Here is a 19892-nt window from a genome sequence, read left to right on the forward strand (position 1 = left end):
AGTGAGGTAAGCATGCACAAGACTCACGCCCATCAGGCAAACACAGCAGATCAACAGGGCCATACCAACGTGGCCTTCGCCCTCGCAAGGCCCGCCATGGCAGACAAGCTCGGCGCCGAACTGCTCAAACTGATAGCGCCCACACGCACAGAACCTGGCTGCCGGCGCTATGAGATCCATCAATCGCTGCTTGATCCGCATCTGTGGATGATCATCGAGAACTGGCGTGCGCGAGCGGACTTCGACGCCCACATGCAGACAACCTATGTTCGCGAATTCCTCGCCCAAGTGCCCAGCCTGTGTGTTCACGACATCGAGATCGGCGAGTACCGCGAAGCGGCGTCCGGCGCCACCAACCACGAAGGAGGAAAATCATGACTACGCAACCGTCACAAGTCTGGATGGTCACTGGCTGCTCCACCGGCTTCGGCCGCAACCTTGCCGAGCACCTCCTGGACCAAGGACAGAAAGTCGTCGCCACAGCGCGTGACGTCAACAGCGTGTCCGACCTCACCGACCGCGGCGACGCCCTGGTGCTGCCACTGGACGTGATCGACCGCAAACAGTGCGCCAAAATAGTCGAAGCCGCAGTGCAACATTTCGGCGCCATCGACATCCTTGTCAACAACGCCGGAATCGGCTACTTCGGCGCCGTCGAAGAAACCGATGACCAGGTCGCGCGAAAGCTGTTCGATGTCAACTTCTTCGGTACCGCCAATACAATTCACGCAGTGCTGCCCGCCATGCGCACGCAGCGCCACGGCACAATCATCAATCTGACATCGATCGGCGGCCTCCGCGGTTTCCCCGCGGTCGGCTACTACTCGGCCAGCAAGTTCGCCGTGGAGGGTCTGTCAGAGTCGCTACGCATGGAGGTCGCCCCGTTGGGGCTCCATGTCATGGTGGTCGAGCCCAGTGGCTTCCGAACCAACTGGGCCGCTTCGTCGAACGAGGTCGAGACCACGATCGCCGACTACGACCAGACCGCAGGACAGGCGCGGCGCGCCTACCACCAGTCGGTCGGCAATCAGGCCGGCGACCCTGCCCGGGCCGCCGCAGCCATCTTCGCGGCCGCCACCAGTGCTCAACCGCCGCAACGGCTGCTCCTGGGTAACGAGGCCGTCGATGTCGCACTGGCGAAAGCGGCGACACTGCAAGCTGAGATCGCGGCCTGGGAGCAGGTGTCGCGCGCAGCCGACTTTCCCGGTGAGACAGCCGGACACAGCACCGGCGTCGAGGAGAACGTCCGATGACGATGGTGACAAATATCGCCTTCATCCGTGCCAAGGTCGGACGCGGCGACGATCTCGGCCGCCGGCTCATAGAGCTGGTGCAGCCGTCGCGCGACGAAGCGGGCTGCATCAACTACGACGTCCACCGATCCTTGACCGATCCCGACCTCTGGTGTGTCTACGAGAACTGGTCCTCTGCAGAGGATCTCGGGCGGCACTTCGACCTGCCCCACATGCAGGCGTTTGTCGCAGAGGTGCCAAGTCTGGTCGAGGGAGACCTTGATCTGCGGCGGTTCCGCATGGAGTCGACGCCGGCTCGGTGATCCCGACGCTCACCCACTGTCAGCCCTGCCAGGCTGCAGATCAATTATGGCCGAGGTGATTTGGGTTTGCATGAACCAGCGAAGGTGTTCCACAGCGTTCGCACGGCTGATTCGCTTCATCAGTATCTGGACACCCAGACCTTCGACATAACGCAAGAGGAACAGTGCCGTGGAGCCAGAATCACCCAGCAGCGTCGGTCGACCGGCGGTCGCTCGCACGATCGCTTCGGTCAACAAGGCCAGCCAGGCGTCGAAGATGTCGGGCGCGTCGGCGAATCGCTCGGGCGAGCGAGACTGCAATGCCCACAGTTCCGACCACAGCGCCCAGTCATCGGCGGTCCCGATCAGCGCGTCGGCCACCACTTCAAGGCGTCGATCGGCATCCGTCTCGCGCGCTGCCAGTTCCTGGCAGCGCGCGAGTTCGGTGGAACTGACCCAGTGAAAGGTCGCATCGATGAGCCCCTCGCGGGAATCAAAGTAGTGCTGCAACGTGCCGGTGGATACGCCTGCAATCCGCGCGACATCCACCAGGCGAAGATTGTCGCTGCGTTTAGCCGCGATCACCGCGGCGGCGGCGCGCAGGATATGCGCGAGTTGGTCGGGATCCAACCGGGGTCTTGGCACCTGCCCCACCCTAGTAATACCGCCACACCACTAACAGCCCGTGCAACGCGATCGACACTAACGTTCATACCAACTTAATAAGTGCATGAAATTATTATAAAATGCTGAACACACGAAGATTCATCGCGAACCACCGGCGCACGCACGTGCGAGCCGGCACCTGCGCGACGGCCGTACTGGTGCTGGCCGGATGCTCCCCCACCGCCGATGACGCTGGCCAGACACCATCGATCGGCTTCCTGCAGCTGGCCTCAGCGGCGTACACGAACGCCATCCGCACCGGAGTTGAGCAAGCCGCTGCAGCGGGCGGGTACCAGGTGACCACTTTCGACGCCGGAAGTGATCCGCAGAAGCAGGTCGCCCAATGCCAGGACGCGGTCAGCAGTGGTCGACTCGACGGACTGGTGATCGAGCCGGTTGATGGAGCGACTTTGGCGGGCTGTGTCGCCAGCGCGGTCGCAGCTGGGATGCAGGTTTCGGTCCTCGAATCGGCGATCGGTCCGGACCCCTCGTCGCCGGAGATCCAGGTCGACGGGATCGCCGCCCAGCTCGTCCTGCGGCCCAGCGATCTTGCGCTGGCGAGTGCGGAGATGGCGGCGATGGCCTGCCAGCACCTCAATCCCTGCGACGTGGCGTATTCGATTGCCGACCCCGCCGCACAGATTCTGGTCGAGCAGAAGGACGCCACGGTCGCGGCCCTGGCTGAGCATTCCAACATCTCCGTGGTCGCCGAGGTCAACGGCGGGTACGACAACCCCGCCCAAGGTCGCGCCGCGGTGCAGGACGCCCATCAGGCCCATGGCGGCATCGATGTGGTCATCGGCGACGACGACGTCACCATGCAGGGAATCAACCGTTGGGTGGTCGACGAAGGGCTTCAGGGCAAGGTGGCGACCATCGGCAACGGTGCCACCGAGGCCAGTGTCGCCTCGATCCGGTCCGGAGCGCAGTTCGGCACAATTGTGTTGTACCCGCGCACTGCGGGCGCTCGCGCCACCGAATACCTGCTCAAAGCCATCGGTGGTGAGTCCGGCGCCCCGATCTCCGAAACGTGGGCTGAGTTCAGCCCGTTGGGTCCGGGTCAACTGGTACTTACCCGCTCGAACGTCGACGCCTTCCAGCCGGAGTTCTGACATGGTGCACAACGCGATCACCCCCTGGTCCACAGGTTTGGAATACGGCGTCTCCGAGGCCATCGAGATCACCGCCTTCTCACGAATTCTGGTCATCGGTGGCCAGGTCGCCACCGATGATGACGGCAACCAGTTGTTCGTCGACGACATGGAAGGCCAGCTGAACCTGGTCCTTGACAAGATCGAGCGCCTGTTGGACGTCGCAGGTTACCTGCCCCAGCATCTTGTCCAGCTGAACTGGTATGTGCCACAGCCGCAACGCTATTTCGAGCACATGGCTACATACTTGGAGCGCACCGAGAAGTGGGGAGTCCGACCGACTGGAATCTTCTGTGTGCCAAAAGTACTCGGCCGCCCAGAATGGATGCTGGAACTGACCGGCCTGGCGATCGCATGATCTCGGCTGCAGACCTGGCAGTACGGCTATTCGCCCACCCGCCTGGCGAGTTGGCAGGCGCAGTTCGGGTGGTAGCTGTCGACGGCCGCTCGGGCTCCGGGAAATCGACGATCGGCGAGCGGTTGGCGCGGGAAGCCGGTGCCGACCTGGTTCACTTCGATGACTTGTTACCTGGATGGGAGGCTATGGAACCGGGCCCAGAACTCATCGTTGAGTGCGTCCTGGAACCGTTGGCTCACGGTCTCAACGGGCGATATCCGGTCATGAATTGGGAAACGCTCGAATACCAGGGAGCGCGGGATGTGAGTTGGACAAACCGCCTCGTCATCGAAGGCGTTGGAGCCGGCGCCCGCCATGTTCGTCCTTATCTCGCGGCATCGGTCTGGGTCGACGTGCCGCTGCCGATCTGTCAGCGCAGAGTCGAACAGCGCTGGGATTGGCCCACGTACGCGCCCCACCGTCAGCAATGCATCACTCACGAGTCGGATTACATTGCGCGCGAGCAGCCCAGCTCGCGCGCAGATGTCGTGCTCGACGGCACATTCGAACACGCCGAGATGTTGGCGATCACCTGTGACCGGATCAGACGATGAGCGGCGCCGATCCGCACGTCGCGATCCGTGGCTTGACCAAGACGTTTGGCACCACGACGGTGCTCGACGCGGTGGACCTCGACATCTTGCCAGCGACCATCCACGCTTTGGTCGGTGAGAACGGTGCAGGCAAGTCGACACTCGGGAAAATACTGGCTGGCAGCACCCTTCGCGATCAAGGCGACATCGCGGTCAACGGCACACGGGTGCATTACAGAACGCCCAGAGGAGGCCTCGAACATGGCATCGCCTACGTCCACCAGGAGATCTCGCTGGTGCCGTCTATGACAGCGTCCGAAAACGTGATGCTCGGACATGAGGCGCACACCCTGGGCGTCGTCCGTCGGCAGGCCGTGGAATCACGTTTTGTTGAGCTCGTGGGTCAGACCGGACTTCACGTTCCAGAGCGGATGCGGGTCGGCGATATGACCCTTGCTGAGCAACAGAAAGTTGAGATACTGCGAGCACTGGCGCGGGGATCGACATTCATCATTCTCGACGAGCCGACCGCCGCGCTCGGCCTTGAGGAGACCTCCCGGTTCCACCAGTTGCTGGGCACGCTGCGCGATCGCGGTGTCACCATCTTGTTCATCTCACACTTCCTAGATGAAGTCCTGCGAGTGGCAGACACTGTGACGATCCTGCGCGACGGACGCCGAGTGCGGACTGCCGCCACCTCCGCAGAGTCCTCGCAATCGCTGATCACCGGCATGCTGGGGCGTCCACTGGACGCCGCCTTTCCCGCTCGCCAATCTCCTTCACCGGAGGCACCTACAGTGCTCGAAGTAGCCGGGCTTTCCCGTGCCGGAGCAATTTCCGACTGCACCTTTCACGTGCGCAGCGGCGAAATCGTAGGCCTGGCAGGACTCGCCGGAAGTGGCCGCACCGAACTGGCCCGTGCGGTATTCGGTGCAGACCGCCCGCACCGTGGCACCGTCCAAGTACGGCACCAAGATCTCCGTCCAGGATCAATCCGGGCTGCGGTGTCCGCGGGGATCGCATTCGTATCCGAGAACCGTCGCGACGAAGGCATCGTGCCGATGTGGAGTACGGCAGACAACATCTCGATGACCTCGCTGGACCTTGTCAGCCGGTGGGGGGTGATACGCCGAAAGCGCGCGCATGCTTTGGTCAACGACACGATGCGGCGGTGCGCTGTTCACCCTCCCAATCCCGCGCAACGTATCCGCCATCTCTCCGGCGGCAACCAGCAAAAAGCGATCGTCGGACGTTGGATCGCCCGCCACCCCGCGGCTCTCATCGTCGACGAGCCCACGCGTGGCGTCGATATCGGGTCTCGGCGTGTCCTCTACGACATCCTGTGCGACCTGGCCAAGCAGGGCTGCGCCATCCTCCTGATCTCCAGCGATCTCGATGAAGTCATCGGCATGTCGCACCGCGTTCTGGTAATGAACCGCGGCCGCATCGCTGCCGAGCTGACTTCGCCTACCCATGAACAGATACTCACCGCCGCATTCGGCACTCCGACGAAAGATTCACGATGACCAGCGATGCTCTTCAACACAGCCGCTCAGAACCCGTCCCGGACACGCAAAGACGCTCCCGGGGAATACATTTCGGCCAAGTACGTGACCTGGGCGTCCTCGGCGCCGTGGTCGCCCTGTTCCTGGCGTTGGCGCTCACCTCGCCGGCCTTTCTGTCACTGCCGAACCTGATGAACGTTGCGACCCAATGGGCACCGGTCGGCATCATGGCACTCGGCGCATCTGCCATCCTGCTGACCGCGGGCTTCGATCTGTCTACCGGCGCGATGTATGTCGTGGCCGGTATTGCCGCGGTCACCGTCGCAGCAGCCGGATCGGTGCCTTTGGGCATAGTCGCCGGCATCGTGACCGGGACGGTGCTGGGGGCGATCAACGGCGTCCTTGGTACATACGGGCGCATGAATGTCTTCGTCGCGACGCTGGCCACCTCCATCGTCTTCGGTGGTGCTGCTGTCGCGGTGACGGGCGGAACCGTACAGATCGCGACCGACCCCGATTATGCGTTTGCGCTGGCCAGGCCCTTGGGCGTCACGGTACCGGTGTGGTGCTTTTTGGCCGTTGTGGTGGCGACGTGGTTCATCTTCAGCAAAACGACCACCGGGCGGTATCTCTATGCCACCGGAGGTAATGAGGAGGCGGCGCGCCTCGCCGGCATCCGCACTCGACCAGTTCGTCTGTTCGCCTTTGTATTTGCAGGTATGACTGCTGGTATAAGCGCGGTACTCGTCAGCAGTGGCAGCATGAGCGCCGGGACGTCCTCGGGCACTGCCATGGCGTACAACGTGTGGACTGCCATGCTGATCGGTGGCAATTCCATGGCTGGTGGCGAAGGTGCGGTTTGGCGCACCGTGGCCGGAGTGGCCCTGTTGGCACTGCTGCAGAACGGCTTCAACCTGCTCGGCGTCGAACCGCTCTACCAGCAGATCGCGACAGGTCTGGTGTTGCTGCTCGCCATCGGTGTCGACGCTTGGGCCCGGCGGGTGGCCCGTTGATGGCCGCCGCTGACCTCAACGAGTTCTCGCCCGTCCCGCTCGATGCCGAACTACTCGGGCCCTCCGCCGAAGGACATACGGCCACCGAGACTTCATACTTCGGCTTCTCGGTACCCGACGCCGGCATCGACTGCCTGATCTATCACTGGATACATCCCCAACCGGGAGTGCTCAGTGGCGGCGTGGCGATTTGGTCGACATTCGCCCGCTGGATGGGCGAGGCAGACCATCTCGATTATCGCAATTACTTACCGTGTCCACAGTCCAACCTCGACGATGTCCGCTATCCCACCGGCGTCCACGTCACAGTAATCGAGCCGTTTCGCCGAATCTCCGTTGAATATTGCTCTCCTACAACCGATGTCGAGTTCGCCGTTCAGTGGGATGCAATTGCAGAACCAGCCGGAAAACCTGGAGGAGGGAACTTCACCCAGCCGATGCGCACATCCGGTTCGCTGCGACTAAACGGGCGTGAGCACACCGTCGCCGGGTACTTCACCCGGAATCGGTCCTTTCAGGTCACCCGCGGTGAAGACGCGCCTTTCCGTAGGCACACCTGGTCAGCCCCGATCTTCGGGGAGGACCTCGCCTTCCTCATCGTCGCCGAGGACACCACCGAGATGTCCGTTCAGGCACTGCAATGGGGTTACGTCGCCGTTGACGGTCAGCTGCGGCAGCTCCGATCGGTGCGTCAGGTCACGCAGTACGCCCACGGTTTTCCCGACCACCCCGTGACAATCACGATCGAATTGCGGGACCACCACGATGAGATCTGGCTGCTGCAGGGCACCGCGGTGAGCAGCCTGCCCGTGCCCTACTGGCCGATGCTGCACGCCAACCTGACCTTCATGCGGTGGACGTTGCCGAACGGCCGAGTGGGTTACGGAGATTGCCAAGACATGCTGCACGCAAACAACATCGGCTGACAGTGCCGGCCGAGTCCAGTGCTACACCGTGATCGCACCGGTGTACTTTTCAAACTCTGTACAGAAAGGACACTCCATGAGGGTGACGGTGATCGGGCGAGGCAACGTGGGTAGTGGACTGGGTCGGCTGTGGAGTGATCGGGGCCACCAGGTGAGCTTGCTGGGGCGTGACGGTGGTGACGCGGGCTCTGCAGACGTGATCGTCGTCGCGGTTGCGGCCGCCCACATCGGGGAAGCTCTTGATTCGATCAGCGGTCTGGCCGGTCAGCCGACCATCGACGCCTGCAACATATACACAGACCGTCACGACGACTTCCGCTCGTTGTCGCATCATATTCAGTCGATCATCGGCGGACCCACCGCGAAGGCATTTTCGACCAACTTTGCCAGTGCCTACCCAGAGATCGGCCGGCAGCGGGTCCCACCGAGCAATCTGTACGCCGCCGACGACGATGCGCGCCGCTACGCCGAGACACTCAGTGTCGACGCCGGTTTCGCACCAGCGTATGTCGGCCCACTGGACCCAGGCGCCCGGCTATTGGAGGACAGTGCCGGGCTGACCCGAGCATTGGCTGCCCAGCTGGGTCCGCACTTCTACCGTTACGCGCCACCCGGGCAGCTGTGATGAAAGCAGTCAGATTCACCCGCTACGGCGGCCCAGAGGTACTCGAGGTGACAGACGTTGCCCGCCCGGTGCCGGCGTTCGCAGAGGTCCTGGTCGAGGTAGTCGCCGCCGCCACCAACCCCGGTGAGATCGGCATCCGCGAAGGACGCTACGCGGACAGGTGGCCGGCGCTCTTTCCGGAAGGCCAGGGAAATGACTTCGCCGGGCGGGTGGTCGCATTAGGAGGGGGCGACACCTATCTGAAGGTCGGTGACGAGGTGCTCGGATTCTCCCCTCGCCGCGCGCAGGCGGAATATGTCGCACTGGGCGCGCAACGGGTAGCCCTCAAGCCCACTGCTCTCTCATGGGAAGTAGCCGCCACTGTCGCCGGAGCGGGCGCCACCGCCTGGGCGTCGGTGTCGGCGGTCGACCCGCAGGCAGGCGAGACTGTCGTGGTGTCCGCGGCCGCCGGTGGTGTCGGGATCTATGCGTGCCAGCTCGCCAAACTGCGGGGTGCGGACGTGATAGGGACGTGCAGTGCAGACAATTTCGAGCGGCTGGCGGCGTTGGGTATCCGTCCGGTGCAGTATGGACCGGACCTGGCACGTCAGCTTCGCGTGCTTGCCCCTGGTGGCATCGACAGCTTCATCGATACTTTCGGCGGCGGCAACGTCGCGATGGCGGTCGATCTGGGAGTCGACCCTCACCGCATCAACACCCTGATCGACCACGACGCGGTGCGCCGCTACGGCGTGCACTCCGAGGCTCAGGAACAGGCCGACACTGCGCAGGTGTGGTCCGCCCTGGCCGAGCTGGTCGCCCGTGGCGACATCACGGTGCCGATCGCCGAGGTGTATCAGTTCACTACCGACCATGTCCGGCAGGCCTACCGCGACGTCGGAACCCGGCGAGTGACCGGCAAACGGGTACTTCGGATGAAGGCGTGAGCCGAGCCCCATCCCGCGGCGACGCCAATCCAGGCGACACCGGAATGCTCGCAGCACGAGCATTCTCTCAACCACGACAGAAGGTGAGTACGAAGATGGCACAACACGACCAGCATGCACAGGCCAACACTCAGGACGGTGCGGCGGAAGCCCATAAAGCTGTGGTGCGTCGCAACACCGAGCAGGTGCAGGGCCGGGGCGATTTCGCTCTCTTCGATGAGTTGTTCGACGAGAACTTCGTCGATCACACACCGCAGCCGGGGACGACCGCAGACAAGGCGGGCGTACTGGTTCTCTACAAGCGTTTGAGGGCGGCGTTCCCGGACTTTCGGCCCGAAATTCATTGGCAGACAGTCCAAGGGGACATCGTGACAACCTTCAAGGTGTATCACGGAACGCACGAGGGCGACTTTCTCGGCATTGCGCCCACCGGGACTCCGGTGGCTTTCGAAACGGTGGACGCTATGCGGGTTCGCGACGGCAAGATCACCGATCACTGGGGTGTCGCAAACCTCTACTCGGTGCTTCAGCAGCTCGGGCAACTTCCGTCGACCTGACCGCCCTCGCATGCGGTGGCGGGCCTGCGACGTCTCGGCGAAGGCGACAGTCCGGTTGACAACGGCCGGTCAACATTCGTCGCTGCCGCTGACACATCAGGTGGCACGCCTGCGGACGTCTTGCCGGTAGGTGTAGCGGCGCGGATTGAAATGCGATGAGGTCAATTCGATGTACTTGCCCTCGGCGTCGTAGTACAGCCGCTCGATAAGAAGAATCGCATCACCGGCGCGGCACCCGATCAATGCCGCTTGGGGTTCTTGGGCGATCATGGCAGTGATCTCCTGGCGCGCACCCATGATCGGCTTGGTAAGAAATTTCCCTGCAGCGCCGATCACAGTTCCTTCGCCCAGCGCAGGTGCGCCGATGGCGGAGAGTTGGGATCCCAATTCCGGGGCGAGATAGTGATACGTCAGGGCGAAAGGCTGCTGCTCGAAGCGCCGGCGGACGATTGCCCGGCTCACCTCGATGTAGGGCAGTTCCATCCGCGCAGCCACCGACGGCTCGACGACGACGGTGAAGGGTTCGATCACCTCGGTGTCGGTGTTCGGCCACACGGTCAGCTCGTCGAGTGAACCGATAGATCGGATATAGCGGTCATTGCCGTCGTGGCGGTGCCCGCCAACGTAGGTGCCGCTGCCCTGAACTTTGTAGATCAGACCGTCGTTGAGCAGGATGTGCAACGCTTCGCGGACGGTGTGCCTGCTGACGTTGTATCGGGATTGCAGGACGTTCTCGGACGGCATCTTGTGGCCGACCGAGTACACCCCAACGTCGATGTCGGCGCGCAATTTCTCCGCGAGTTCGCGATATGCCGGAGTGCGAGGTGAGGGCGCCGGATTGGCCGCTGGCACTGCTTCTCCTTCCGCCCTGAGCACGGACGTGGGTCACGCCCTCGAATCCTGCAGCCTATCCCCCACCACCGAGGCTGAGCAGCTCGTCACCGGGACCGCCGTCGCTAGGAAATGTCGGGCACCAACGGCGCGAATCCCCACCTGCCTGCGTTTCCCGGCCCTCACGACGCGCTCGTCGGACACCATACAGTCAGACCAGACCCTACTTACGGTTGCTGAGTTGACTCCCGGCGTCTGGCCGCGGGGATGCTCGGCGGCGCCGTGAGTTCATGACAATCAACGGCGAAGGGCGCAACGTCGGTGGACACGTACCCACATGTTGTCCGTATGAGTTGATCATTGTCGTTCCGTTCGGAAATGGCCGCCAGCGAACCAATGATTGGCGTCCTATACTACTGGTCGGTAGGAGGTTTGGTGGGAACGTTGCCGGTTTGACGCTGGCGCCTTTCGCGGGATATCGTCCCTACTTGTACGTACAACTTGGGCGGGTTGCTTTCAGCCACGTTTGCACGGCTCGCCAACTGCACCCCGCGCATACCTTCACCTGTTGGCTTCGGCCGCCGAAGCTGAATCTGGCCTCACGCGGTCAACTCGGTGACCGCCGCGGCCTGAAACACCTCGGAGACAAGGCATGACAAGCACCCCACGTACTGGCAACGATCTGGGCAGCTTCGTGTCCGGTTGGGATCCTCAGCCGACCCGCGCCACCGATGTAATCGACGCTTCCCGCGCACACAACCTCGCCGCCACGCTGGATCTCGACGAACACCTCCATGACGGTGCTGAATTGCCGCCCCTGTGGCAGTGGGCGTACTTCCCCGAATGGCCTGCAACCCAGGAGCTGGGCAGCGACGGCCACCCCCGTAGCGGGCACTTTCTGCCGCCCATCCCCGCCCGTCGCCGCATGTTTGCCGGCGGCAGGCTCAGTGTGAACACGCCGCTGCGCATCGGCGCACGCGTCGATCGCGAATCGCGCATCTCCGCCACCGCCCTCAAACGGGGGCGCAGCGGCGAACTGCTATTCGTCACGGTCGAACACGTCTATTGGCAAGACGGCGAGCAATGTGTGACCGAGCAACAAGACTTGGTTTACCGCAGCGACGACGGCAATGCCACCGAGTTCGAGCCGAACACTGCGCCGCTGAGCCAGCCAGAGCAGCCCTGGTTCCGGCGCCTTGAGACCACCGCACCCCTGCTCTTTCGGTTCAGCGCTCTCACCGCCAATGCTCACCGCATCCACTACGACCACGCCTATACGACCCGGGTAGAGGGCTTTCCCGCGCTCGTGGTGCACGGGCCTCTGCTTGCGCTTCAGATGGCCGAACTTCTTCGACGTAACGCGCCCGATCGCACAGTCCGCTGTTTGGAGTTTCGTTTGGTGAAACCGGTATTCCTCGGCGACGCGGTAGCCGTGCAGGGGAACCCAGACGGCAACCTCGTTCGGCTCTCAGTGGTGTCAGGCCACGGAAGCGAACACGCCACCGCGCGGGCCGAGTTGGCATGACGACGCAGTCAGACATGCTGGCCAGCGCACAGACTTTTCTGTTCGTGCCCGCCAATCGGCCCGACCGCTTCGACAAAGCCGCCCGCGCCGGCGCTGATGTCGTCATCCTCGATCTCGAAGACGCAGTGCCAGAGGAGGAAAAGACCGCAGCCCGTGAACACGCCCGGCAATGGCTCAGGCACGCAGGGCCCGCGATGGTGCGTATCAACGGCAGCGACACCCCCTGGCATTGCGAGGACGTCGACATGGTGACTAGCTGCCGCACCGCGGTGATGCTTCCGAAAGCCGAAGACGGCGGGCCTATTGAGAAAATGGCGGCGCGGTACCCAGACATCGACGTAATCGCCCTCGTCGAGACTGCCCGCGGCGTCGACCAAGCCGTGGCCCTCGCCACAGATCCTCACGTGCACCGACTGGCCTTCGGCAGCATCGATCTTGGCGCACAGCTCGGGGTGGACCCCGACGATCGCGAAGCACTGCTTTACGCCCGGTCACGGGTCGCACTGGCATCGTCGATCGGACGACTGGCACCGCCGATCGACGGTGTCACCACCAACATCACCGACCTAGAGCGCGTCGGTGATGACACCGCCTACGCCCGCCGTATCGGGATGGGTGCCAAGCTGTGCATCCACCCTGCGCAACTGCGACCTGTCCGCCAGGCACTGGCACCAACACCGGACGAATTGGACTGGGCACGAAGCGTCCTCGCAGCGGCCGCGCGTGACGGCGGAGCCACCGCCGTCAATGGCGCAATGATCGACCATCCGGTGGTGTTGCGAGCTCAACACATCATCTCGTTGACTGCAAGGTGAATTGCCTTGGCTGGCATCACGCTCGGTGAGATCTCGCACTGCGCGTAGGTCGGGCTTTCATCATCTCGCGAGTCACCGTCCATACACCCGTTCCCAGGAGAATCTGTGATCACCAAGCTCCTCGTCGCCAACCGCGGCGAGATCGCCATTCGTGCATTTCGCGCCGCGTACGAGCTGGCCATCGGCACAGTCGCGGTGTACCCGTTCGAGGACCGCAACTCAGTGCACCGGCTCAAGGCTGACGAGTCCTATCAGATCGGTGAGGTCGGCCATCCGGTGCGGGCATATCTGTCGGTGTCTGAGATCGTTGCCACCGCGGTGGCCGTCGGTGCGGATGCAATCTACCCCGGTTACGGCTTCCTCTCGGAGAACCCGGACCTGGCGGCGGCCTGCGACACGGCTGGGATCATCTTCGTCGGCCCGAACGCCGATGTTCTGGAGTTGACCGGCAACAAGTCACGGGCCATCGCCGCGGCGAAAGCTGCGGGACTGCCGGTGCTGGCATCCACAGATCCCTCAGTTGATGTCGAGGAGCTGCTGCGCGCCGCGCATGCCATGCAGTTCCCGGTGTTCGTCAAAGCTGTGGCCGGTGGCGGCGGCCGAGGAATGCGGCGGGTCGCCGAACCTGCTGCGCTGCGCGAAGCCATCGAAGCCGCCAGCCGGGAAGCAGAGTCGGCATTCGGCGACGCGGCCGTTTTTCTGGAGCAGGCCGTCATCAACCCCCGCCACATCGAGGTGCAGATCCTGGCCGACACCTACGGCAACGTCATTCACCTCTATGAACGGGACTGCTCACTGCAACGTCGCCACCAAAAGGTGATCGAGATCGCGCCCGCCTTCAATCTTGATCCCATTCTGCGGCAACGTATCTGTCAGGATGCGGTAACGTTCGCCCGAACGATCGGTTACACCTTCGCGGGCACCGTCGAGTTTCTGCTGGACGAGCGGGGCAACCACGTCTTCATCGAAATGAATCCGCGCATCCAGGTGGAGCACACGGTGACCGAGGAGATCACCGATGTGGATCTGGTGTCCGCGCAGTTGCGGATTGCTGCCGGTGAATCGCTGGCCGATCTCGGGCTGAGCCAGGAAAAGATCGTCCCTCACGGCGCGGCACTGCAGTGTTGCATCACCACCGAAGATCCAACGAACGGGTTCCGTCCCGACACCGGCCGGATCAGCACCTACAGGTCACCCGGCGGTGCGGGCATCCGCCTGGACGGCGGCGCCCTAGTCGCGCCGACGTCAGCGCGCACTTCGACTCGATGCTGGTCAAACTGACCTGCCGCGGCGCCGATTTCGCCACCGCTGTGCGCCGGGCCCGGCGCGCGATTGCCGAATTCCGCATCCGCGGTGTGTCTACCAACATCCCATTCCTGCAGGCGGTCCTTGACGACGCCGACTTCATGGCAGGGCGCATCACCACCAGCTTCATCGACGAACACCCCGCGCTGCTGACAGCGCGCGCGAGCGCCGACCGGGGCACCAAGATCCTCAATTACCTGGCCGATGTCACGGTGAACTCGCCGCACCGGGACCGGATCAGGGTGTATCCGCAGGACAAGCTGCCCACCTGTGATCTTTCCGTGGAGCCACCGCCGGGCTCGAAGAACAAGCTGGTTGAACTCGGCCCCGAGGGTTTTGCCAAGCACAGTTGGGGGGCGAGCGCCAGGGCACTACCTCAACGTGGATGTCCGCGAGTCGATTCCGGAAACCTTTACAAGCCAAGCCGCTGACGCATTGTGTGCCGCCGTCGCCTCCACCTGGCAGCCGGCGACACTGAAACTCACCGACGCCGCCACCAATAGCGCAGCGCGGCGCGGCAATTGGAAGATCGGCATCGGCTACCGCACCTGGATCAGCACCGAAGTCGGCACCATCACCCAGTCCGCGGAAGGTCTGTCGGTCAGCGAGCTGGCCGGCGGAACCCTGATCTCCGCGCCCGACGACTGGCCCGCCGATCGCGTCGTCGCCGCGATGACGCAGACTCTCGCGATGAACGGCTTGGACGAGGTTCCGCACTGAAGTGCCTGCGCGGCTTACCGGTGACGGCTGATCAGCCGGGCGGTAGGCGACGAAGCGACTATCGATCGTAGGCACGGCTCTGCCTATTGGGTCCAGCGAGGAGCTCAGTTTTCCGCGGAAAACTGAACCGACAGACCTCCGCGATCAGCGCTCGCGCTGCCGCTGCTTGGCGAGGTAGGCCTCGACTGCCGCTGAATGGTAGTTGCCTGGCGGCAACAGTCTGCTTTCACGGAGCCAATCGTGGATGCGCGTTTCCTTCAGTTCACTGAACCTTTGTCAAGGTAGCCTCTCGTCCGGGGGAGGTTGACGTGCCAGACGAGAGCGCGGTGCACCGGATCCCGGTGTTCTCTGACCGGTTCGTTCGCGGCATGTGCGACATACTGGCGCAGACAGGCCCGCCAGGCCTTACGGGTTCCGAGATCGATCACTTACTACAATCCGTACGTGCTCTGCCCCGAGACAGCGCGCTCAATAAACGCCAATCGCTATTTTCAGCCTTAATGGAGTCTCAGCATCGCCAACACGCAGGAAACGTTGTCAGCGCTTTCCTAGCACGCGCGATGAGTCCTGACCGATTTGTCGGCAACCCGCAGAGATTCGACGATCTTCGCGATCAACTTAATGAATTCCTTGTATTCCACGACCGATGTGTTAATGAGCAAGGCAAACTTGGGCCAGCTAAGGGCGCATCGACGCTTCGGGAGGCTGCGGCCCTAGCTGGTCGCCTCCAAACAGAACTGCGGAGGCGTCACGTCCACGCAGAGCTGTTGAACTACTGCGACGAAGAGTTGATCGCCAAGTCGCTGTTCCACGCAACCACGGAAGGAGCCAAAAGTATTCCGAGCAGAGTCCGTCGGATCTCACGCCTTGCGGGAGACGGCGCCGCTCTTTACGACGGTGTATTCGGGAGCGGCCGCGAGAGACCACTTTGGTCGATCAATACGATGAGCACAGAATCCGAGGTTAGTGAGCATCGTGGTTTCAAGAATCTGCTGATAGGCATTCACGGACATTTCCGTAACCCGCGAGCCCACACAACGCGCATCGATCACCCAGAGAGCATTAAAGATTTCTACGACGCATACTCACTTTTCTCCTACGTGCACAGGCGTCTCGACTCATTACGAAGGATGGAGAGTACATAGCGTATGTATCTGAAGCGTGTCGATGTACAGGGGTACCGAGCGGCAGCGACCGCACCACTGACGTGCGAATTCACGGGCCGGTTTAGCGTTTTGCTCGGAGCGAATGGAGCAGGTAAGACCACGATCAATGAGTCCATTGTTCATGCGCATCGGCATAAATTCCCACGCCCCGCGCAGGTGGACGCTGCCACGCTCGGAGTGCCACCGAGGAGCGTCGCGATCGAGTACTCATTCGACGATGACGCGGAGAACGAGGGTGCACTTGGGAACGCGTTGAAGCAGTCTGGATTCGCCGCCCCTCGATGGTCGCGCCCCCTCGAACGCTCTCTCGGCCGAGTCAGAGCAGGCAGCGTGATCGACGGAACAGAGGGACATGACAACGTGAGACTCGTGTACCTTCCGGCTCTACGCAATCCGGTGGACGAGCTTTCGCGGCGCGATGCGCAGGTATTGCTCGAACTCCTGCGAGCAGAGCAGCTTCGACGCACCGGACGCGGAGCGCTCAATGAACTTCGCAGCCTAGCTGAAGAGATGCTTAATTCCGTTACCGCGCATCAACTTATCGTTGATGTGCAGGGACGTATCGCAGAAAACCTCTCGACCATCACCACGGGGGTCAGCGAGCACTTCCCATTCGTCGGAACTCAAACAGTAGACGACACATACCTCGCGCGTGTTCTGGAACTACTACTCGCGACGACGCCATCACCTGAAGCGGGGCGCCGTCTCGAGGCGTCGAGCCTTGGCTACGTGAATCTGCTCCACATCGCCGTGACCCTTGCCGGCATACCCGATCCAGCGGACGAGCGCGAGCCCACCGAGGCCGCCGATGACGGGCTCACCCAAGCGGCGGATTCACCCGTGCCAACGGCGGAGGGCGACGCCGACGCGGCACGTGTGCGACTGCATGAAGCCGCTACAGCAGCGGAGGCCGATCAAGATTCGTTCTTTCCCGACCTTTTCCATGCAACTGTCATGATCGAAGAGCCGGAGGCTCACCTACACCCGCAGCTGCAGTGTGGCCTCATCCGCTACCTTCGCCAGGTTGCAAGCGTCCGAAAAGACTTGCAAGTGATCGTCACAACGCATTCGAGCGAGATAGTTGCCGCGTGCGACCCTGCAGAGCTTGTCATCATCCGGCTCGACAAGGAGCGCCGTACCGTCGCGCGTACCCTCAACGCAATACCGATGAAGCCAACAGTGCGAGAAGCGCTTTTCGATCAAACGCGGCTACACCTTGATGCGGAACGGTCTGCTTCGCTCTTCGCCGATCACCTTCTCATCGTGGAGGGTGTTACGGAAGCTGCTCTACTGCGTATTGTCGGGAGGGCCTGGGCACTTGGCGACCCCGAGCGCCAGGCTTTCATCGACGCTCTGTCCATCGTGATCGTTGGCCACAAAGTCGGTCCATGGCCGATACGCCTAGTTGCAACACCGGGCTTCGAGCTTGTTCACCGCGCAGCGGCGATAGCCGATACCGATCGCCGCGGGGATCCGCTGCCCGATCCGAAACCGCCGGCCTGGCATCAACAATTAGACGCCGCTACAGCGCGCTTCTTCTGGTCACGCCCGACGTTGGAGCCGTCAATGGTCTCGGGGAACGAAGGACTTTTCGAACGTGCTCTTCAACGCTTAAATGTTTCAGTCCCCGATCCACTCGACCTAGATGGCATCGATGAGTTGTTCGCATCGCAACCCAGGATCAAGGGCAAGTTTGCATTGACCCTGGCCAGCGAGATGCAACGACAACTCGCGGACGTCTACGTTCCCGAGCACCTAGCGGCGGCGTACACGTGGCTAAGGGACGGCGACCCGCAAGATGAGACCGGCCAAACCGTTCAAGAGGTGTGAGGCGTTGGCACTAAGACGATGATCCGTCTCACTGACGAGCAGGCGACTGCCGCAGCGTCTGCCAAAAAGCTCATCAACGTGGTGTCCGTACCCGGCAGCGGCAAGACTACGATCGCCGCTGAACGCTTCGGCTACCTGCGCTACAGCAGGAGCGATGGTCGAGGTGTCTTGGGTTTGAGCTTCACGCGTGCCGCAGCTGGAGTCTTGTCACGACGAATTGAAGGACGATGGGGTTCGCAGTGCGTGACGTTTCCCCACAGAGTCATGACCTTCGATCAACTCCACGTCCACATTATGCATGTCCTCCTGGCCGAAAAAATAATCCAGTGGCCGAACTCTTTGAAGGAAATTGAGGTCGTCGACGACTATCGGGGATTCAAGGGGCACCGCTGGCTGCTGGCAGGCAGTTACCGGCGCATCGCGAAGCTCAGAGGAGGTGGAACAGTTGTATCCAAAGGCACGCGAGTGCAGGTTCCCACGTCCGGGATCGGAAACGTCGCTCAGCACAATGCAATACTTGAGTCCGGTTTCTGCAGTCATGACGATGTAAGGAGCGTTCTCTCAGATGCCTTCGCCGCCCAGCACGCCGTTGACTTCGTAAAGACATGGCTCTCCGATGTATTTCGCGAGATCATCATCGATGAGATCTACGATGCGGCAGAGTTGGACCTTCACGTCGCGCGGCTCGGCGTCGCCGGGGCGTTGGGAATCTCGCTAGTCGGTGATCCGAGACAAGCCTTGTATGGTTGGCGAGGCGCCACACCCGATAAGGTGTCCTCTCTTCTCGATGAAGGTTTCACACCCTACCCGCAGTCACAGTCGTTCCGATTCAAGGGCGATCAGATGCCGCAACTCGCCAAAGATCTGCGAGATGGTCTGCCCGTGACGCTCCCACAAATCCAAAGCCGTGACGTTGATGTTGCACTGGCGCGCCAATGGAAAGACCTGTGGTTGGCCGGCCCCAACGTGCTTCCGCTGGCTTTCCGATCAATATCAAACGCTACCGATGCCGTTCTCAACCTCCTGTTGGACACAGTGACATGGTCTCGACTTGAGCGGCATTCGTTCGGTCGGGCAGCTGCACTTGTGCAGTTAGGTCTTGATGCGTCCGAAGTGCCTGAAGTACAGCAGACCTGCATGGTTCCACTGCTCGATGACCTGGTGGCAGGGGAGGACGCAGACGTGGTGCTTGACCGACTTCGCACGGCAGCCAGGGGCTTCGGCAGGAGGAGGAAGCCGTCGCGATTGAAGCCGAATCAGGAAGCATTCCGCTTTGAAGAGCTTTCGGCGCTGCGAGTGCGACTGCTTGAACCGGACTTGATCCCTGGGCTGACTGTCCACCAGGCGAAAGGTGGAGAGTGGCCCCGAGTCGGTGTCTATCTCACCGACAACGAAGCAGATCTCCTCGCATCTGGTCTCGAAGAGCTGGAGGACGACCACTGTGTGCTCTACGTTGCGATTACGAGAGCGATAACCAAGTGCGGCCGGCTGTCCGCTGCGGCCACACTGTTTGATCAGCCCTAAGCAGTAAATGGACTACCGCTTTCAGCCGCGACATCGCGGCAAGGATCCGCGGGTGCTGAAGGTGTAGGGCTCCCGCGGGCGTGAATCACTACTTGCTCCGGTCTAGTTTGGCGCGTGCATTCACAAGGCGCTCGGCAATGCTCACTTGCGGCCGGTCGTTGGGACAAGCGCCGAGAAAGCGTTCCAGAAGCGCAATTTCCGCCGCCAGATTACCTTGCTTCCGCAGTATTATGGCTGCCTGCTCGGTGTGAGGTGAGCCCGTCGTAGTGGTCCAGTCGTTGTGGGACTCTGTTGCCCGGTCTCCGGGCAAGGAAGAATCGACAACGACATGGCATCGAACAAG

At 62.2% G+C, this 19892-nt stretch carries 20 protein-coding genes and 2 pseudogenes; 19 read left to right on the top strand and 3 right to left on the bottom strand.

What is annotated here, in order from left to right:
- Positions 1 to 12 precede the first annotated feature (12 nt).
- Genes ACWDUN_RS27200 through ACWDUN_RS27210 form a run of 3 tightly spaced genes read left to right on the top strand, consistent with a single transcriptional unit; the run spans position 13 to position 1555 of the window.
- Entirely contained in the window at positions 13 to 378 is a 366-nt protein-coding gene (locus ACWDUN_RS27200) for a putative quinol monooxygenase (RefSeq protein ID WP_449933607.1), read from the top strand.
- Entirely contained in the window at positions 375 to 1253 is an 879-nt protein-coding gene (locus ACWDUN_RS27205) for an oxidoreductase (RefSeq protein ID WP_449933608.1), read from the top strand. The genes ACWDUN_RS27200 and ACWDUN_RS27205 overlap by 4 nt, the downstream gene beginning before the upstream one ends.
- Complete coding sequence (locus ACWDUN_RS27210; RefSeq protein ID WP_449933610.1) at positions 1250 to 1555, top strand: putative quinol monooxygenase; 306 nt, start codon at positions 1250 to 1252, stop codon at positions 1553 to 1555. Before ACWDUN_RS27205 ends, ACWDUN_RS27210 begins: the two co-directional genes overlap by 4 nt.
- A gap of 9 nt (positions 1556 to 1564) precedes the next feature.
- Here ACWDUN_RS27210 and ACWDUN_RS27215 read toward each other — a convergent pair whose 3' ends face one another.
- Positions 1565 to 2179, bottom strand: a complete 615-nt coding sequence (locus ACWDUN_RS27215; protein ID WP_449933612.1) for a TetR/AcrR family transcriptional regulator — start codon at positions 2177 to 2179, stop codon at positions 1565 to 1567.
- 101 nt (positions 2180 to 2280) lie between these two features.
- Here ACWDUN_RS27215 and ACWDUN_RS27220 point away from each other — a divergent pair, with 101 nt between their 5' ends.
- The 9 genes from ACWDUN_RS27220 to ACWDUN_RS27260 all read left to right on the top strand — a co-directional run bounded on the left by ACWDUN_RS27220 (position 2281) and on the right by ACWDUN_RS27260 (position 9833).
- A complete protein-coding gene (locus ACWDUN_RS27220; RefSeq protein ID WP_449933614.1) occupies positions 2281 to 3312 on the top strand; it encodes a sugar ABC transporter substrate-binding protein in 1032 nt (343 codons plus the stop codon).
- Position 3313: 1 nt separating this feature from the next.
- Positions 3314 to 3709, top strand: a complete 396-nt coding sequence (locus ACWDUN_RS27225) for a RidA family protein (protein WP_449933616.1) — start codon at positions 3314 to 3316, stop codon at positions 3707 to 3709.
- 68 nt (positions 3710 to 3777) lie between these two features.
- Complete coding sequence (locus tag ACWDUN_RS27230; protein ID WP_449933617.1) at positions 3778 to 4302, top strand: hypothetical protein; 525 nt, start codon at positions 3778 to 3780, stop codon at positions 4300 to 4302.
- Positions 4299 to 5807: a sugar ABC transporter ATP-binding protein gene (locus tag ACWDUN_RS27235; protein ID WP_449933618.1), complete on the top strand. Its 1509-nt coding sequence runs from the start codon at positions 4299 to 4301 to the stop codon at positions 5805 to 5807. The genes ACWDUN_RS27230 and ACWDUN_RS27235 overlap by 4 nt, the downstream gene beginning before the upstream one ends.
- Positions 5804 to 6799 carry an ABC transporter permease gene (locus ACWDUN_RS27240; protein ID WP_449933620.1) on the top strand — a complete coding sequence of 332 codons (996 nt, stop codon included), beginning with the start codon at positions 5804 to 5806 and terminating at the stop codon, positions 6797 to 6799. The genes ACWDUN_RS27235 and ACWDUN_RS27240 overlap by 4 nt, the downstream gene beginning before the upstream one ends.
- Positions 6799 to 7725, top strand: coding sequence for a DUF7064 domain-containing protein (locus tag ACWDUN_RS27245; protein WP_449933622.1), 927 nt, complete (start codon positions 6799 to 6801; stop codon positions 7723 to 7725). Before ACWDUN_RS27240 ends, ACWDUN_RS27245 begins: the two co-directional genes overlap by 1 nt.
- A gap of 28 nt (positions 7726 to 7753) precedes the next feature.
- Entirely contained in the window at positions 7754 to 8350 is a 597-nt protein-coding gene (locus ACWDUN_RS27250) for a dinucleotide-binding protein (protein ID WP_449933624.1), read from the top strand.
- Positions 8350 to 9276 carry an NADP-dependent oxidoreductase gene (locus ACWDUN_RS27255; protein WP_449933626.1) on the top strand — a complete coding sequence of 309 codons (927 nt, stop codon included), beginning with the start codon at positions 8350 to 8352 and terminating at the stop codon, positions 9274 to 9276. The genes ACWDUN_RS27250 and ACWDUN_RS27255 overlap by 1 nt, the downstream gene beginning before the upstream one ends.
- Positions 9277 to 9371: 95 nt before the next feature.
- Positions 9372 to 9833 carry an ester cyclase gene (locus ACWDUN_RS27260; RefSeq protein WP_449933628.1) on the top strand — a complete coding sequence of 154 codons (462 nt, stop codon included), beginning with the start codon at positions 9372 to 9374 and terminating at the stop codon, positions 9831 to 9833.
- A gap of 96 nt (positions 9834 to 9929) precedes the next feature.
- Here the strand turns inward: ACWDUN_RS27260 and ACWDUN_RS27265 are convergent, their stop codons facing one another.
- On the bottom strand, positions 9930 to 10709 hold the full coding sequence (locus tag ACWDUN_RS27265) for a GntR family transcriptional regulator (protein WP_449933630.1): 780 nt from the start codon (positions 10707 to 10709) through the stop codon (positions 9930 to 9932).
- Between the two features lie 607 nt (positions 10710 to 11316).
- On the opposite strand from ACWDUN_RS27265, the gene ACWDUN_RS27270 reads away from it, so the two are divergent.
- From ACWDUN_RS27270 to ACWDUN_RS27300, 7 genes and pseudogenes are all read left to right on the top strand, one after another.
- Positions 11317 to 12189 (top strand): FAS1-like dehydratase domain-containing protein, encoded by an 873-nt coding sequence (locus ACWDUN_RS27270; protein ID WP_449933632.1) that lies wholly within the window; start codon positions 11317 to 11319, stop codon positions 12187 to 12189.
- A 14-nt stretch (positions 12190 to 12203) separates the two neighbouring features.
- A complete protein-coding gene (locus tag ACWDUN_RS27275) occupies positions 12204 to 13004 on the top strand; it encodes an HpcH/HpaI aldolase/citrate lyase family protein (RefSeq protein ID WP_449933634.1) in 801 nt (266 codons plus the stop codon).
- A gap of 105 nt (positions 13005 to 13109) precedes the next feature.
- A pseudogene (locus tag ACWDUN_RS27280) lies at positions 13110 to 14653 on the top strand (ATP-binding protein); the annotation flags it as partial.
- Positions 14654 to 14744: 91 nt separating this feature from the next.
- On the top strand, positions 14745 to 15029 hold the full coding sequence (locus ACWDUN_RS27285) for a hypothetical protein (protein ID WP_449933636.1): 285 nt from the start codon (positions 14745 to 14747) through the stop codon (positions 15027 to 15029).
- A 560-nt stretch (positions 15030 to 15589) separates the two neighbouring features.
- Positions 15590 to 16174: a TIGR02391 family protein gene (locus ACWDUN_RS27290; protein ID WP_449933653.1), complete on the top strand. Its 585-nt coding sequence runs from the start codon at positions 15590 to 15592 to the stop codon at positions 16172 to 16174.
- A gap of 351 nt (positions 16175 to 16525) precedes the next feature.
- Positions 16526 to 18025 carry an ATP-dependent nuclease gene (locus tag ACWDUN_RS27295; protein ID WP_449933638.1) on the top strand — a complete coding sequence of 500 codons (1500 nt, stop codon included), beginning with the start codon at positions 16526 to 16528 and terminating at the stop codon, positions 18023 to 18025.
- Between the two features lie 18 nt (positions 18026 to 18043).
- Positions 18044 to 19549 (top strand): UvrD-helicase domain-containing protein, encoded by a 1506-nt coding sequence (locus ACWDUN_RS27300; protein WP_449933640.1) that lies wholly within the window; start codon positions 18044 to 18046, stop codon positions 19547 to 19549.
- Positions 19550 to 19637: 88 nt separating this feature from the next.
- On the opposite strand, the pseudogene ACWDUN_RS27305 reads toward ACWDUN_RS27300, so the two are convergent.
- Positions 19638 to 19892, bottom strand: a pseudogene (locus tag ACWDUN_RS27305) (hypothetical protein); the annotation flags it as partial.

The sequence above is a fragment of the Mycobacterium sp. NPDC003323 genome (assembly GCF_053589535.1).